This window comes from Nocardia aobensis NBRC 100429 (assembly GCF_000308375.1).
GTDB classification, from domain to species: Bacteria; Actinomycetota; Actinomycetes; order Mycobacteriales; family Mycobacteriaceae; genus Nocardia; species Nocardia aobensis.
Genome location: NZ_BAFQ01000130.1, coordinates 1 through 15,200 on the forward strand (window position 1 = coordinate 1; position 15,200 = coordinate 15,200).

Below are 15,200 nucleotides of genomic sequence, written 5' to 3' on the forward strand. Positions count from 1 at the left end.
GGGTAAACCTCTACAGCCCCACGGCGCCGCGTACCCGGCCCCAGAGCGTGCGGCCGCGGTCACGATCGCGCTCGGCCAGCAGAGCGGTGATCTCCTCCTCCAGCGCCTTGTGCACCACCTGCTGCAATTCCTCGGCGGCGGCGTCCAGATCGGTGGCGTCCTGCCACGGCGTGGTCTCGATGGGCGTACCGATCGAGTAGTAGAACCGCTCGGGCCGCGGCACGACGGTGGGGCCGATGCCGCGCATGAGCGGCGGAGTGAGGTTGCCACGGATACCGAGCGCCTCGACGGTCCAGCGCAGCGGGCTCATCACCGGATGATCACCGTCGAAGACGACGTCGAACACGTCGTCGGCGCCGATCATCGCGGTCGGCAGGATCGGCGCGCCGGCCTCGATCGCCATCCGCGCGAAGCCGGTGCGGCCCTCCCACTTCAAGTGGTACTTCTCGCCCTTGCGGCGCATCGCCTCGCGGCCGCCGCCCGGGAAGACGATGACCGCCTCACCGTTGTCGAGCAGGGTGCGGCAGTTGTCGCGCGAACCGCGCACGCTGCCGATTCGGTGCACGAGCTCGCGCACCGGCGGTACCCGCATCAGCACGTTCTCCGCCAGGCCACGCACCACCCGGCCGGTGCGGTGATAGATCTCGTGCACCAGCAGCGGCGCGTCCACACCGCCGAGCAGCGTGTGGTTGCCGACGAGCATGACCGGGCCCGTCTCGGGAATGTTGTCCAAGCCGTGGAAGACCGGACTGTTCCACAGCCGCACCGGCGTCGACAGTGCGTCGAAGATGCGAAGATCGATGGCGGGCACCGTCATTCGCAGCGGCGCGCCGTCACTGAGCTGCCGTACGGACTCCACCGAGCGCGCGGCGGTGGAGTCGTCGGGCATGACATCGACAGGCGTGGACTCGGTCCCGGACATTTGCACCCTCCCTGCAGCCGTTCGGTGAAAGACGCGATTCTACCGAAAACGACTGTGGCACACAGACTACGAAAGCTTCAGCGCGAAGGCCCCGCTGCTTCCGCACTGCCGATGGTGCCCGCGTGCGCATACTGCGACAGGGTCGGCGCGAGCGCCCGGGGAACCCGGGCCCGCACCCGCGTACCACCCTCCTCGTGCGAGGAGCTGATGATGCGGCCGTCGGAGTGGATGCGCGCGAGCAGATCACCACGAGTGTACGGGAGCAGCACACTCACCTCGACATCGAGCCCGCCGAGGATCTCGGCCAGCCGTTCGCGCAACTGGTCGATTCCACGTCCGGTGCGGGCCGAGACGAACACCGCCCCGGGCAACTGGGCACGCAGATGCGCCAGCTGCGTCGCGTCCAGCGCGTCGATCTTGTTCACCACCAGCAACTCCGGCGGTCCGGCCCCCTCGCCCTGCTCACGCAGCACATCGGTGATCACCTCACGCACGGCCTTGATCTGCTGATCGGGCAGCGCGTCGGAACCGTCGACCACGTGCAGCAGCAGATCGGCGCCGGTGACCTCCTCGAGTGTGGAGCGGAACGCCTCCACCAGCTGTGTCGGCAGATGCCGGACGAATCCGACGGTGTCGGTGAAGACGACCTCGCGGCCGTCGTCGAGCGCCGCGCGCCGGGTGGTGGGATCCAAGGTGGCGAACAGGGCGTCCTGCACCAGGATGCCCGCACCGGTCAGGGCGTTCATCAGGCTGGATTTGCCGGCGTTGGTGTAGCCGACGATCGCGACCGCCGGAATGCCGCTGGAAGTGCGCCGCGACCGTTTGGTGTCACGCGCGGTCTTCATCTCCTTGATCTCGCGGCGCAGTTTGGCCATACGCTCGCGGATCCGGCGGCGATCGGTTTCGATCTTGGTCTCACCGGGGCCACGGGTACCCACACCGCCGCCCGCACCACCGGCTCGGCCACCGGCCTGCCGCGACATCGATTCACCCCAGCCGCGCAGTCGCGGCAGCATGTACTCCATCTGCGCCAGCGACACCTGCGCCTTGCCCTCGCGGGAGGTGGCGTGCTGGGCGAAGATGTCCAGAATCAGCGCGGTGCGGTCGATGACCTTCACCTTGACGACCTTCTCCAGCGCGTTCAGCTGCGCGGGGGTCAGCTCACCGTCGCAGATCACCGTGTCCGCGCCGGTCTCGAGCACCACCGAGCGCAGTTCGTCGGCCTTACCCGAGCCGATGTAGGTGGCCGGATCCGGCTTGTCGCGGCGCTGGATCAGCGCGTCGAGCACCTGGGAGCCGGCGGTTTCGGCGAGCGCGGCCAATTCGGCCATGCTGGCGTCGGCCTGCGCCGCGCTGCCCTCGGTCCACACACCGACCAGCACGACCCGCTCGAGTCGCAGCTGCCGGTACTCGACCTCGGTGATGTCGGTGAGCTCGGTCGAGAGCCCGGCGACACGTCGCAGCGCGCTGCGTTCGTCGAGTTGCAGCTCACCGACCGTGGGCTCGGCGGCCCAGCCGTTGCCGGACAAACCGCTGCCTTCGGTCTCGTCGGCGTCGTAATCGGTCACGCCGGTATCGGCGTCGTCATCGCCGATGCTGTAGTCCTGGTCCGCGTAGCCGTCCGTGTCCGAGTCGAGTTGCTCGATCGGGGTGAACTCGTACGTTTGTGATTTCCTCATACACCTCCATGGTCCCACGCCACAACCACCCGGCGCACTCGGATATTTCCGGCCCCGGCCGGAACGGCCCGGTACGGCGCAGCTCACACGAATTCAGGCGCCGGCCCACCACTCACCGGCGAGATGCCCGGAACCGACCAGCACCGAGGGGCCGCGCAACCACGCCTGCCCGTGATCGATGCCGACGGTGACCGCGCCGCCGGGCACCCGGACCCGCACCTGCGCGGACTCCGTCGCCGGATCGACTCCCGCACCCGTCAGCGCCGCGGCGGCCGCGGCGACCGTGCCGGTGCCACAGGAGCGGGTTTCGCCGACGCCGCGTTCGTAGACCCGCATATCCACCGCGCCGTCCTCGCCGAGCGCGGTCAGGATCTCCACGTTCACGCCCTGCGGGAACAACTCCGGATCGAATCCGGGCGGCACGGTGAGGTCGAGTGCGGCCAGACCGTCGGCGGTGAGCCCGGGATCGACGCAGGCCAGATGCGGATTGCCGACGTCGACCCCGACCCCGGGCAGCGCGCTGCCGGCGACGGTGGCGGTGGAATCGCCGAGCATCCGCACCCGGCCCATACCGACGGTCACCTCGCCGAGTACCTCGTCGAAGGAGTGCACGACCACCGACCGCGCACCCGCGCGGGTGCCGACCACGAATTCGGTCTCCTGCTGCAACCCGGTGGCGAGCAGATAGTGGGCGAAGACGCGGACACCGTTGCCGCACATCTCGGCGATCGATCCGTCGGCGTTGCGGTAGTCCATGAACCAGTCCGCCGCGGCCACACCGTCGGGAAGTCCGGCGAGTTCGCCCCGCTCCACCAGTGCGCCCGCCCGGGCGACGCGCAGCACACCGTCGGCGCCGATACCCTGGCGCCGGTCGCACAGCACGGCGACGGTGTCGGGCGCCAGGCGCAGGCGCGCGTCGGAGTCCGGCAGCACCACGAAATCGTTCTGGGTCCCGTGGCCCTTGCTGAACTCGATATCGGCCGCGCCGGACACCCGCTGCTGCTCGCTCATCGACGTCGATCCTCCACCTGTCCCGCACATTGGCCGGCCGCGCCGGCGTTCTCCCTCGATACCGACACCCGGCGCTGCCGGGATATTTCGTACAGCACGACCGATACGGCGCAGGGGGTGACCGGCGTCGCACCCGCCGGAATCCGCACCATCGCGTCGCATGCGTCGCGCCACCGCGCGTCGAGCACGCCGTCGTCGGCGAGCACCATGATCGTCGCATCCGCGAAGGTGTGCGCATCGACCGGCCGGTCGCCGGGTTCGGTCCCGACACCGACCAGCCGGGCCGGGACTTTCGCGCCCGCCCGTAATTCGGCGACGGCCGGCGGCCCGGACACGCGCACCACCGGCACCGCGAACAGCGCTCCGGCCGAGGCGCGCACACACCGCGGGTCGTATTCGTCCGCGCCGGATCCGCTGATCACGACCGCGGCGGCACCGAAGGCGTGCGCGGTGCGCAGCACGCTGCCCAGCCGCAGCGCGGAGGACGGGCGATCGATCACGACCACCGGATGTGCCGGATCGAGGCAGATCTGCGCCGGATCCCGGCCGCGGGTGTGTGCCAGGGCCACCAGTTCCGGTGTGCCGGTGCCGGGTTCGGCGAGTTCGTCGAGGGCGTCGCCGACCAGTCCGATCGCCGGCACCGCGTCGTCGTCGAGCACCTCACGAGCCCACGGCGGCAACGGGGCGCCGAGGCGGTACAGCACCGCTTCCAGCGGCCACCCGTTCGCCACGGCCGCGGTGATCGGTTCCCGGCCGTGCACGAGAAAGCGGCCGTCGCTGCGGCGCCGGGCGCGGTTGCCGAGATAGGCGCGCCACTCCCCCACGGAGGCATTGCGGGTGGTCGATGGGCGGGTCACTGCCGAATCGATTCCTGTTCGTCGAGCACATGGGCCAGTACCGAATCCGCCAGCCGCGGATCGGCGCCGTCGACCCAGTGCACGCGCGGGTCGCGGCGGAACCACGAGCGTTGCCGGCGCACGTAGCGGCGGGTGCCGATCAGCGTGCGCTCACGCGCATGGCTCAGGTCGTATTCGTTGTCGAGATGAGCCAGGACTTGTGCGTATCCGATCGCCCGGCGTGCGGTCAGGCCCGAGCGCAGGCCGCGGCCGATCAGTTCTCGCACCTCGTCGACGAGACCCTGCGCGAACATGGTCTCGGTGCGGGTCTCGATACGCGCGTCGAGTTCGGCGGTCTCGCGGTCGACGCCGATGATCGTGGTGTTCCAGCGAGGCGTGCCGCGTTGCGGCTGCGAGGCGGCGAACGGGCGGCCGGTGAGTTCGACCACCTCGAGCGCCCGCACGATCCGCCGCCCGTCGGTCGGCAGAATGGTCTGCGCCGCAACGGGATCGGCGACTCGCAAGGCGGCGTGAACGGCCGCGACACCCTCGCGCTCGAGAACCCCCTCCCACTTCTCGCGGACGCGGATGTCGGTGGCCGGGAACTCCCACTCGTCGAGCAGCGCCTGCACGTACATCATCGAACCGCCCACGATGACCGGCACCCGGCCGCGCGCGCGGATGTCCTCGACATCGGCGCAGGCCGCGGCCTGATATGCGGCGACGGTGGCCGTTTCGGTCACTTCCAGCACGTCGAGTTGGTGGTGCGGGATGCCGCGGCGCTGCTGCGGTGCCAGTTTGGCGGTGCCGATATCCATGCCGCGATACAGCTGCATGGCGTCGATGTTGACGATCTCACCGTCCAGGCGACTCGCCAATTCCAATGCCAGATCGGACTTTCCGGTCGCGGTCGGGCCGATGACGGCGATGGGCGCCCTCATCGCGCACCCGCCGGATACCAGACCGACGCGTGATATCCGACACCGAAAGGCGCTGCGCGATACAGGGTTTCGACCTTCGGATCGGCGGTGTCGATGCCGAACAGTCCGGCCAGCACCTGAAAGCCGGGACGGCCGGCCGCCTCGAGTTCGGCGCACAGCCCGGGGTCCAGCGCGCCGAGTGCCGCGCGGTCACCGGCGTCGAGGGCGTCGTCGATCCGCCGTTGTTCGCGCTCGGCCCGGGGATCGAGATATCCGGGTGAGGTGGTGGACAGGGTGGCGGCGCCGTCGGCGACGACCAGCACGCCGTGCGGACGGGGGTCGGCGTCCAGCTCACCGCGCAGCCGGGATCCCAGGTCCACGCAGTGCGACGGCTCGGCGCCGGGGTCGACCGGCTGCGCCCGCGCCTCGATGTCGTCGCCGTCCTCGGCCGCGATCCGGCCGCGCAGCCAGGCACCCACCAGCAGTGCGGTCGGCCAGTCGGGTCGCGGCTCACCGGCGGGTTCGGTCGCCGACAAGGTGACCCGGACGTCCGCGCCGAAGCCGCGCAAACTACCCACACCGGCCGGCGGCTCGGTGCCCGCGCCGACAATGGTCCAGCGCCGAGCCTGCCGGGCCAGCATCCGCCCGGCCGTCAGCACCGCCTCGCGCAGCTGCGGCACCTGCGCGGCCGGATGGGTGGAGTCGGTCAGCGGCGTCGCACCGCCCAGTTCGGGAATCAGCACGAGCGGCGAGGGAATCAACGCGGCGACACGAAACACCCGTCAACGGTAGCGGCCGCCGGGAAAACGGCGGCCGAGGCCGTCGCTCACCGCGGGTGAGCGTGTTCCCACCACTCTCAACCGTCACTCGCTGCACGCCACCGTTCGCAAGAGAGGGCAATTCTGTCTATTGGCTGGTTGAATGGGATCTGCTAGGGCGTAACCAGGCAGCCGTGACGCGCGGCAGGGATGAGGAGCGATGACCGACAACAGCGGAACCGAGAAGGCAGTGCATCCGGAAACCGGCGCGGCGCAGCAGTCCAGCAATCCCGCCGCGAAGCGTCCGACTCCGGCCGATGCCGCCCCGAAACCCGGCGCGGCACCACGACCCGGAGTACCCAAGCCGGGGGCGCCCAAACCCGCCGCGGCGCAGCGGACCGAGCCGGCGGCGAAACCCGCGGCGACTCACCACGTCAAACCGGCTCCCGTCCCCGGCCCCGCCCACGAGCATCCGCATCCCGTGGTCGTGCCGACCGTCAGCGATCCCAGCGAGTGGGGCCGGGTCGACGACGACGGCACCGCCTGGGTCAAGACCGCCGGCGGCGAACGCGTCGTCGGTTCGTGGCAGGCCGGTGACGCCGCCGAGGGGCTGGCGCATTTCGGGCGTCGCTTCGACGATCTGGCCACCGAGGTCGCGCTGCTCGAGGCTCGCCTCGCGGCCGGCACGGACGCCCGCAAGACCAAGGCCGCGGCCGTCGCGCTCGCCGACTCGCTACCCACCGCGGCGGTGATCGGCGATGTGGACGGTCTGGCCCAGCGCCTGCAGGCGATCATCGAACATTCCGACGAGGCGGCCGCCCACGCCAAGGAGGAGAAGGAACGCACCCGGCACGAGCACACCGAGCGCAAGGAGGCGTTGTGCGCGGAGGCCGAGCAGATCGCCGCCGAATCCACCCAGTGGAAGGCGGCCGGTGACCGGCTGCGCGAAATCCTCGAGGAGTGGAAGTCCATCCGCGGGGTGGACCGCAAGGTCGACGATGCGCTGTGGCGGCGCTTCTCCAAGGCACGCGAGGCGTTCAACCGCCGCCGGGGCGCGCACTTCGCCGAACTCGATCGCGAACGCGCCGCCGCGAAGGCTCGCAAAGAGGAGCTGTGCACGCGCGCCGAGGAGCTGTCCGATTCCACCGACTGGGTGGGCACCGCCGCGCTCTTCCGCGATCTGCTGACCGAATGGAAGGCGGCCGGGCGCGCGCCCCGCGAGGCCGACGAGCAGTTGTGGCGGCGGTTCAAGAGCGCCCAGGACGTGTTCTTCGCCGCGCGCAATGCCGCCGCGTCCGAACGCGATGCCGAATTCGGGCAGAACGCGGCGGCCAAGGAAGAACTGCTGCGCCACTACGAGGACCGCATCCCCGAGCACATCGAACCCGAGTCCGCCACACTGGATTCCGCTCGTGCGGCCCTGCGCGAACTGCAGGAGCGGTGGGACGCCATCGGCAAGGTGCCACGCGAGCGCATGCACGAACTCGAGGGCAAACTGCGGGCGCTGGAGAAGCGGGTGCGCGAGGCGGTGGACGCCCAGTGGCGGCGCACCGATCCCGAGGCGATGGCGCGCGCGGCGCAGTTCCGCGAGCGGGTCGCCCAATTCGAGGAGCAGGCGGCCAAGGCCGAGGCCGCGGGCCGCCCGCGCGATGCCGAGAAGGCGCTCGAACAGGCCAAGCAGTGGCGTGAATGGGCCGATGCCGCCGAGGGCGCGGTCAGTCGGCGCTGAGACGTTCGTCGCCGGTCGGCGGTGCCGAGTTCGCCGCCGGCCGGTATGAGCCGTTCCTGCCCGTAGCGATCCGGACGAGGAGCCGACCATGGATGTCCGCGAGATCAATCGAGGCGTCATCGAGCAGTTCCGGGCCGGGGGCCCGATCGAGGGGATGCACCGGGAGCGTCTGGTGCTGCTCACCACCACCGGCCGCCGGTCCGGGACTCCGCACACCACGCCGATGATGTTCCATCCCGACGGCGACCGGCTGTTGGTCGTCGCCTCGAACGTGGGCGCCCCGCAGCATCCGGACTGGTATCTGAATCTCGTCGCCGATCCGGCCGTGACGGTCGAGGTCGACCGGGAGACCTATCCAGCCACCGCCGTACCGTTGCAGGGCGCCGATTACGACCGGGCGTGGACCGAGCTCACCGCGTTGTATCCGTTCTTCGCCGAACACGCGACGAAGACCGCACGCACCATCCCCGTGGTGGCACTGCGCCGCTGAGAACGACGCCTCCCGAGCGCCGGTCCGGCTACTTGTCGTCGCCGAACAGCCGGCGCCGGTCCTGCTCTTCCTGTTCGGCGGCCGCGATGCGCCGGCGCTCCTCGGCCTCGAGCTGCAGCGCGGTCCGGGCTCCACACCACTCGGATCCAGTGGAAGGTCAGCACGACGATCGCGATCGTGGCCAGGATCAGTCCGATACCGGGTCCGGCGCCGTGATAGTTGCCGAGGCCGGGCGTCTGACGGTGCCAGATCGAGAGCACTCCGAACACACTGCCCACCGCGGATCCGGCGACCGCCACCCACGCCAGTGCCCAGCGGCGGGTGACGAGCGCGAGCGACGAGAACCCGATTCCGAAGATCACCACGAACCATTCGAAGACCCGCGACGGCAGCCCGATGTGCTCGTCCTGCGCGTGGGTGTCGAAGGCCAGCACGTCGAGGCCGCGGGCGGCGCCGGCGTGCGGCAGGATCAGCGACAGCAGCAGCACGAAGACCGCGATCGCGACCACCATGGCGCGCGTCCCGGGGTCGATCTCGCCGGCGATCTTGCGTTCGACGGCCTCGAGATCACCGCGGAACTGCTCGAAGACCTTCGACTCTGCGGGGTTCATGCTCTCCTCATTCGGCTCGGTCGCAGGATTCGGCTCGGTCACATCGCTCGGCTCCGGCTGGTGCGGGTGCCGCGGCGCGGGCGAGGCGTCGCCGGAGCGCTCCGGCGTGACGTCGCGATCGGCATCCTCGTTCCCGCGTTCGGCCATGTCAGACCCCACATCCGGTGTCACAACCGGCGGCCGCCGGCAGCGGCTCCGGCGCGCCGATCCGCGGCAACCCCAGGCCCACTCCGATCGGTGCGGTCTTGGGCAGCACACCGCGTTCGTGCGCGTCGCCGGCGCGGGTACGGCGGTGGTTGTGGATCGGGCCGTCGGCGATGAGGTGGTGCGGCGCCGCCTCGGTGATGTCGACGGTGACGATATCGCCGGGCCGGATCGCCGCCTCACCGGGCCGGAAGTGCACCAGGCGGCCGTCGCGCGCCCGGCCGCTCATCCGCGCGGTGGCCGCGTTCTTCTTGCCGGCGCCCTCGGCGACCAGCAGTTCGACCTCGGTGCCGATCAGCGCGCGATTGGCTTCCAGCGAGATCTGTTCCTGCAGTTCGATCAGCCGGTCGTAGCGCTCCTGGACCACCGCCTTGGGTACCTGATCGGCCATGGTGGCCGCGGGCGTGCCGGGACGGATCGAATACTGGAAGGTGAAGGCGCTGGTGAACCGGGCCTGCCGGACCACATCCAGGGTTTCCTGGAAATCCTCCTCGGTTTCCCCGGGGAAGCCGACGATGATGTCGGTGGTGATCGCGGCATGCGGCATCGCGGCGCGCACCTTCTCGATGATGCCGAGGTAGCGGTCCTTGCGGTAGGACCGGCGCATCGCCTTGAGCACCCGGTCGGAACCCGACTGCAGCGGCATGTGCAGCTGCGGGCACACGTTCGGGGTCTGTGCCATCGCCTCGATGACGTCGTCGGTGAATTCCGCCGGATGCGGCGAGGTGAACCGCACCCGCTCGAGCCCGTCGATACTGCCGCAGGCACGCAGCAGTTTCGCGAAGGCGCCGCGATCGCGGTGTTCGGGCGCGAAGTCGGCCGGATGTCCGTGCGGCAGTGCGGGTTCGGCGAAGTTCACACCGTAGGAGTTGACGTTCTGCCCGAGCAACGTCACCTCGAGCACTCCCTGATCCACCAGCGCCTGCACCTCGGCCAGTACATCGCCGGGCCGCCGGTCGACCTCCTTGCCGCGCAGCGAGGGCACGATGCAGAACGTGCAGGTGTTGTTGCAGCCCACCGAGATCGACACCCAGCCGGCGTAGGCGGATTCGCGGCGAGCGGGCAGCGTGGACGGGAACGCCTCCAACGATTCCAGGATTTCGACCTGCGCTTGCTCGTTGTGCCGGGCGCGTTCGAGCAGCACCGGCAGCGACCCGATGTTGTGGGTGCCGAAGACGACGTCGACCCAGGGCGCCTTGCGCACGACGGTGTCGCGGTCCTTCTGCGCGAGGCAGCCGCCGACCGCGATCTGCATACCGGGCCGCTCGGCCTTGATCGGCGCCAGATGTCCGAGCGTTCCGTACAGCTTGTTGTCGGCGTTCTCGCGCACCGCGCAGGTGTTGAACACCACCAGATCGGCGGTCTGCCCGCCCGTGGCCTTGGTGTATCCGGCGTCCTCGAGCAGGCCCGACAGCCGTTCGGAGTCGTGCACGTTCATCTGGCAGCCGTAGGTGCGCACCTCGTAGGTCCGCGGCGACTGCGGATCGGTGGCCGAACCGGGGGCGCGTCCCGCAGCCGAATGCGCTGCAACCTGCATGGACGAATTCACGGGTCCAGGGTAGACGCTGTGCGAAATCGGACGCCCACCCCGGTCGCCACGATCGGGGGGCTGGTGACGCCGGTCACGTGGCCGGGCGCCCAGGTCACCACCGGGTTAAGCGCAGGCGGCGACGGCGCGACGCACGCGCCAAAAGTGCGCATTTCGCGCAGGACCGCTCTAGGGTCGACTGTCATGACCGATGCTGCCGACGCAACACCCGGCACCGCCAGCGCTGGGAACACCTCCGACCCGGGCGCTGCCACCGCGGCCGCGGCGTCCGCGACCGTTCCGCCGATGATCTCGATGCGCAACGTGGACAAGCACTTCGGTGATCTGCATGTGTTGCGTGACGTGAATCTGGAAGTGCCGCGTGGACAGGTGGTGATCGTGCTCGGCCCGTCCGGGTCCGGCAAATCCACGTTGTGCCGCACCGTCAATCGGCTCGAGCCGATCGATTCCGGCACCATCGCCGTCGACGGCGTCGAGTTACCCGCCGAGGGGCGCGCACTGGCGAAGTTGCGCGCCGACGTGGGGATGGTGTTCCAGTCGTTCAATCTGTTCGCGCACAAGACGATTCTGGACAACGTGATGCTCGGTCCGGTCAAGGTACGCCGCATCGACAAGAAGCAGGCGCGCGCGCGGGCGCTGGAACTGCTCGATCGGGTCGGCATCGCCGATCAGGCCGACAAGTATCCGGCGCAGCTGTCGGGCGGTCAGCAGCAGCGCGTGGCCATCGCCCGGGCATTGGCGATGAATCCGAAGGTGATGCTGTTCGACGAACCCACCTCCGCCCTGGATCCGGAAATGGTCAACGAGGTGCTGGAAGTGATGGTCGCCTTGGCCAAGGAGGGCATGACGATGCTGGTGGTCACGCACGAGATGGGATTCGCCCGCCGCGCCGGAGACCGCGTGCTGTTCATGGCCGACGGCCGGATCGTCGAGGACGCGGCACCCGAAACCTTCTTCACCGCACCCGCTTCCGAGCGGGCCAAGGATTTCTTGGGCAAAATTCTGAGCCATTGATCGCTGTTCACGACCGCGGCGGGAGCGATGACCGCTCCCGGCACCGCGGAGGACCCTTCACACTTCACGAGAGAGAAGGCATTCGATGAGGATCACCCGAGCGCTGCGGTTCGGCATCGGCGCGCTGGCCATCGCGGTCGTCGCGAGCGGATGCGGCGGCGGCAGCAACAAGACAGCCACCGAACACGCGTCGGAAGGCAAACTCACCATCGGCATCAAATTCGATCAGCCGGGTCTGGGCCTGCGCAATCGGGACGGGTCGTTCTCCGGATTCGACGTGGACGTGGCGACCTACGTCGCCGGGAAACTCGGCGTCAGCCCGGACAAGATCACCTTCAAGGAGGCGCCGTCCGCACAACGTGAGACGCTGATCCAGAACGGGCAGGTGGATTACGTGGTCGCCACCTATTCGATCACCGATCAGCGCAAGCAGAAGGTCGACTTCGCCGGGCCGTATTACGTTGCGGGCCAATCGTTGCTGGTGCGCGCCGACAACACCGACATCACGGGACCGGAATCGCTGAAGGGCGGCAAGAAACTCTGCTCGGTGAAGGGATCGACGCCGGCGCAGAACATTCAGAAGAATTTCGCCAACGATGTGCAGCTGCAGGAATACGACACCTATTCGCTGTGTGTGGAGGCGCTGAAATCCGGGGCGGTGGACGCGGTGACCACCGACAACATCATTCTGGCCGGTTACGCCGCGCAGTCGCCGGGCCAGGTGAAGGTGGTCGGGCAGCCGTTCACGACCGAGAACTACGGCATCGGCCTGAAGAAGGGCGACAAGGACTCACGCGACAAGATCAACGATGCGATCGAATCGATGATCAACGACGGGTCCTGGAAAGCCTCGCTGGAGAAGAACTTCGGCAACACCTTCCCGATCCCGTCGCCGCCGCAGGTCGACCGCTACTGAATCGGCACGGGTTCCGGCCGCGCCGCAACCCCGTCCGGCACAGAGAAGTAGGAGGGCGCGTCCACCGTGTTCGACTTGATCTCCCGATACGACAATCAGCTGTGGGACGCCTTCTGGGTGACCATCAAACTGACCGTGATCTCCGCGATCGGGGCGCTGATCATCGGCACCCTGGTGGCGGCGATGCGGGTGTCGCCGATTCCGGTGGCGCGGTGGATCGGGACGGCGTATGTGACCATTTTCCGCAATACCCCGCTCACCCTCATTCTGGTGTTCTGTTCACTCGGTCTCTACACCACCCTCGGCATCAAGCTCGCGAGTGAGAGTTCGGGACTGGATTTCCTGCCCACCAACAACTTTCGTTTCGCAGTCCTCGGCTTGAGCGTGTACACGGCGTCGTTCGTCTGTGAATCGCTGCGCGCGGGTATCAACACCGTGCCGCTGGGACAGTCCGAGGCGGGACGGTCACTGGGATTGACCTTCGGCCAGAATCTGCGACATGTGGTGTTGCCGCAGGCCTTTCGGTCGGTGATCGCGCCGCTGGGCAGCGTACTGATCGCGTTGACGAAGAATTCCACCATCGCCTCGGCGATCGGCGTGGCCGAGGCGGCGGCGCTGATGGCATCCATGAACGAGACCGAGGCCGATATTCTCGCCATCGGCGCGATCTTCGCCCTCGGTTTCGTCATTCTCACCCTGCCCACCGGATTGCTGTTCGGCTGGCTGGCCAAGCGATTCGAGGTGAAGCGATGAGCGCGAACGCCTCGGTCCTCTACGACGTCCCCGGCCCGAAGGCGCGCCGGCGGCATGCGCTGTATTCGGTGCTGGTGCTGGCGGCTTTGGTGGTGCTCGGCTGGCTGGTGTGGCGGGCGTTCGACGAGAAGGGCCAGCTCACCGCCGAGAAGTGGAAGCCGTTCGTGCAGTCGGAAGTCTGGCAGACCTACATCCTGCCCGGCTTGCGTGGCACCGTGGTCGCCGCGGCGCTGGCGATCGTGTTCGCGATGGCGATCGGCGTGATCTTCGGCTTGTTGCGCCTGTCCGACCATCGCGTCGTGCGGTGGGTGGCGGGGGCGATCGTCGAGGTGGCGCGGGCCATTCCGGTGCTGATTCTGATGATCTTCCTCTACAACTGGTTCGCCAAGGACAATCTGTTCGCCTCCGACCAGCTGGCGCTGGCGGCCGTGGTGATCGCGCTGACCGTGTACAACGGGTCGGTGATCGCCGAGATCGTGCGCTCGGGCATTCGGTCGCTGCCGCGCGGGCAGACCGAGGCGGCGCAGGCCCTGGGATTGCGCAAGGGTCAGATGATGCGGATGATCCTGCTGCCGCAGGCGGTGACGGCGATGCTGCCGGCGCTGATCTCGCAGATGGTCGTGGCGCTCAAGGACACCGCACTCGGCTACCAGATCACCTATCAGGAGATCGTGCGCCAGGGTCAGCAGCTGGGCGCGGCCGAGCAGAACACCGTGCCGGCGCTGATCGTGGTGGCCGTCATCATGATCGCCCTGAACTGGGCGCTGACCTTCCTCGCCACCAGGGTGGAACAGCGGTTGCGGTCGCGCCGCCGGGGCCGGACGGTGCTGGGCGTGAATTCGGTGCTCACCGATGCCGCGCCGGGCGTGGATCTGTCGCTGAGCCGGACCACCTCGCCGTAACCGGGCGGTTCGGCGATCGCGGCGGATACGGGTGCGCCGGGCGGCGGTGTCGACGTCCTCCGCGGGACGAGTTGCGCTCGCACCGAGCACAACCCTCGCCCCCGCCGGCTCGATGGTCGATCCTGGTCACGCACCACCCCGGTCGCCAAGCCACGCCACTCGCGGCGACCGGGGACGGGTGTCCAACCGGCGACTCATCTGGCCAGGAAATGCCAGCCCAGCCAGGCCCACAGCACCACCGCGACGATCCGGACGGTGCGGGTACGGGTCAGCGCGCGCACCGTGTCACCGAGGCCGGCGAACCACGCGCGCCGCAGACATGCCACGACCGCCGCGACGATCACCGCGACGACGAGGACCGCGAATCCGGTGATCACCAGTGCGCGATCGGTCATCTCCGCACCATCCACCATCCGGCCCCCACCCAGAGCAGCCATCCGGCGAAACGCCCCGCCCCGCCCTCCAGCGCGGGGCTGAGCAATGTCGACAGGGTGGGATGGGCGGCATCCGGTACGAGCAGCGCGGGCTGGGACAGCCAGGCATACAACTCCCACGCCAGTACCGCCGCCAGCAGGATCGACCACACCACCACCGCACGCCGAACCGGCGGAGTGAACGAAACAGGCCGCGTTCCGAGCGCAACGGCGCGGACGGCGACCACGACAGCGACCCCGGCGACCAGCACCGTCGCGGCCACACCGAACGGACGTGTGAACGACCCCACCACCGCCACCGCGACCCAGACGGCCATCAGACCAGCACGACGCTGCCCCCTCCTGCCACCCCGCACGTCGGTGGTCACCAGCGCAGCATAGGACCTCCGCCGGACACCGGTCGAGTCGCGCGCAGTGCCGGCCGTCGACTGCCGAGCCGGCTGGCGACCGGGGCCTTCTTTCCGATTCGCGT

General features: G+C 69.0%; 15 protein-coding genes and 1 pseudogene. 6 read left to right on the forward strand and 10 right to left on the reverse strand.

Going from position 1 to position 15,200, the window contains the following annotated elements; all coding sequences use genetic code 11:
- Positions 1-10 precede the first annotated feature (10 nt).
- From RJ03_RS16230 to RJ03_RS16255, 6 genes are all read right to left on the reverse strand, one after another.
- Positions 11-922 carry a lysophospholipid acyltransferase family protein gene (locus RJ03_RS16230; protein ID WP_232329627.1) on the reverse strand — a complete coding sequence of 304 codons (912 nt, stop codon included), beginning with the start codon at positions 920-922 and terminating at the stop codon, positions 11-13.
- 77 nt (positions 923-999) lie between these two features.
- Positions 1,000-2,601: a GTPase HflX gene (gene hflX, locus RJ03_RS16235; protein ID WP_036503234.1), complete on the reverse strand. Its 1,602-nt coding sequence runs from the start codon at positions 2,599-2,601 to the stop codon at positions 1,000-1,002.
- Between the two features lie 93 nt (positions 2,602-2,694).
- A complete protein-coding gene (dapF, locus tag RJ03_RS16240) occupies positions 2,695-3,576 on the reverse strand; it encodes a diaminopimelate epimerase (protein WP_036503284.1) in 882 nt (293 codons plus the stop codon).
- 32 nt (positions 3,577-3,608) lie between these two features.
- Complete coding sequence (locus RJ03_RS16245; protein ID WP_051024755.1) at positions 3,609-4,469, reverse strand: TrmH family RNA methyltransferase; 861 nt, start codon at positions 4,467-4,469, stop codon at positions 3,609-3,611.
- Positions 4,466-5,389, reverse strand: a complete 924-nt coding sequence (gene miaA, locus RJ03_RS16250; RefSeq protein ID WP_036503236.1) for a tRNA (adenosine(37)-N6)-dimethylallyltransferase MiaA — start codon at positions 5,387-5,389, stop codon at positions 4,466-4,468. Before miaA ends, RJ03_RS16245 begins: the two co-directional genes overlap by 4 nt.
- On the reverse strand, positions 5,386-6,147 hold the full coding sequence (locus tag RJ03_RS16255) for a class III extradiol ring-cleavage dioxygenase family protein (protein WP_036503238.1): 762 nt from the start codon (positions 6,145-6,147) through the stop codon (positions 5,386-5,388). The genes miaA and RJ03_RS16255 overlap by 4 nt, the downstream gene beginning before the upstream one ends.
- 199 nt (positions 6,148-6,346) lie before the next feature.
- Between RJ03_RS16255 and RJ03_RS16260 the strand changes: the two genes are divergently transcribed.
- Positions 6,347-7,855, forward strand: a complete 1,509-nt coding sequence (locus RJ03_RS16260; RefSeq protein WP_036503240.1) for a DUF349 domain-containing protein — start codon at positions 6,347-6,349, stop codon at positions 7,853-7,855.
- Positions 7,856-7,943: 88 nt separating this feature from the next.
- Positions 7,944-8,345 carry a nitroreductase family deazaflavin-dependent oxidoreductase gene (locus tag RJ03_RS16265; RefSeq protein WP_036503243.1) on the forward strand — a complete coding sequence of 134 codons (402 nt, stop codon included), beginning with the start codon at positions 7,944-7,946 and terminating at the stop codon, positions 8,343-8,345.
- A 28-nt stretch (positions 8,346-8,373) separates the two neighbouring features.
- Here RJ03_RS16265 and RJ03_RS16270 read toward each other — a convergent pair.
- Both RJ03_RS16270 and miaB read right to left on the reverse strand, forming a co-directional pair.
- A pseudogene (locus RJ03_RS16270) lies at positions 8,374-8,956 on the reverse strand (Rv2732c family membrane protein).
- Between the two features lie 148 nt (positions 8,957-9,104).
- Entirely contained in the window at positions 9,105-10,697 is a 1,593-nt protein-coding gene (gene miaB, locus RJ03_RS16275; RefSeq protein ID WP_051024756.1) for a tRNA (N6-isopentenyl adenosine(37)-C2)-methylthiotransferase MiaB, read from the reverse strand.
- A 297-nt stretch (positions 10,698-10,994) separates the two neighbouring features.
- Between miaB and RJ03_RS16280 the strand changes: the two genes are divergently transcribed.
- The 4 genes from RJ03_RS16280 to RJ03_RS16295 all read left to right on the forward strand — a co-directional run bounded on the left by RJ03_RS16280 (position 10,995) and on the right by RJ03_RS16295 (position 14,294).
- Positions 10,995-11,723 carry an amino acid ABC transporter ATP-binding protein gene (locus RJ03_RS16280; RefSeq protein WP_036503292.1) on the forward strand — a complete coding sequence of 243 codons (729 nt, stop codon included), beginning with the start codon at positions 10,995-10,997 and terminating at the stop codon, positions 11,721-11,723.
- An 85-nt stretch (positions 11,724-11,808) separates the two neighbouring features.
- On the forward strand, positions 11,809-12,639 hold the full coding sequence (locus RJ03_RS16285) for a glutamate ABC transporter substrate-binding protein (protein ID WP_036503245.1): 831 nt from the start codon (positions 11,809-11,811) through the stop codon (positions 12,637-12,639).
- A 66-nt stretch (positions 12,640-12,705) separates the two neighbouring features.
- The gene (locus tag RJ03_RS16290; protein ID WP_036503247.1) at positions 12,706-13,392 is read left to right on the forward strand and encodes an amino acid ABC transporter permease; all 687 of its coding nucleotides are present in this window, start codon (positions 12,706-12,708) and stop codon (positions 13,390-13,392) included.
- Positions 13,389-14,294, forward strand: coding sequence for an amino acid ABC transporter permease (locus RJ03_RS16295; protein WP_036503248.1), 906 nt, complete (start codon positions 13,389-13,391; stop codon positions 14,292-14,294). Before RJ03_RS16290 ends, RJ03_RS16295 begins: the two co-directional genes overlap by 4 nt.
- Positions 14,295-14,488: 194 nt before the next feature.
- On the opposite strand, the gene RJ03_RS16300 is transcribed toward RJ03_RS16295, so the two are convergent.
- Both RJ03_RS16300 and RJ03_RS16305 read right to left on the reverse strand, forming a co-directional pair.
- On the reverse strand, positions 14,489-14,689 hold the full coding sequence (locus tag RJ03_RS16300) for a DUF6186 family protein (protein WP_157163439.1): 201 nt from the start codon (positions 14,687-14,689) through the stop codon (positions 14,489-14,491).
- Positions 14,686-15,096: a hypothetical protein gene (locus RJ03_RS16305; RefSeq protein WP_157163440.1), complete on the reverse strand. Its 411-nt coding sequence runs from the start codon at positions 15,094-15,096 to the stop codon at positions 14,686-14,688. Before RJ03_RS16305 ends, RJ03_RS16300 begins: the two co-directional genes overlap by 4 nt.
- Positions 15,097-15,200: the final 104 nt, after the last annotated feature.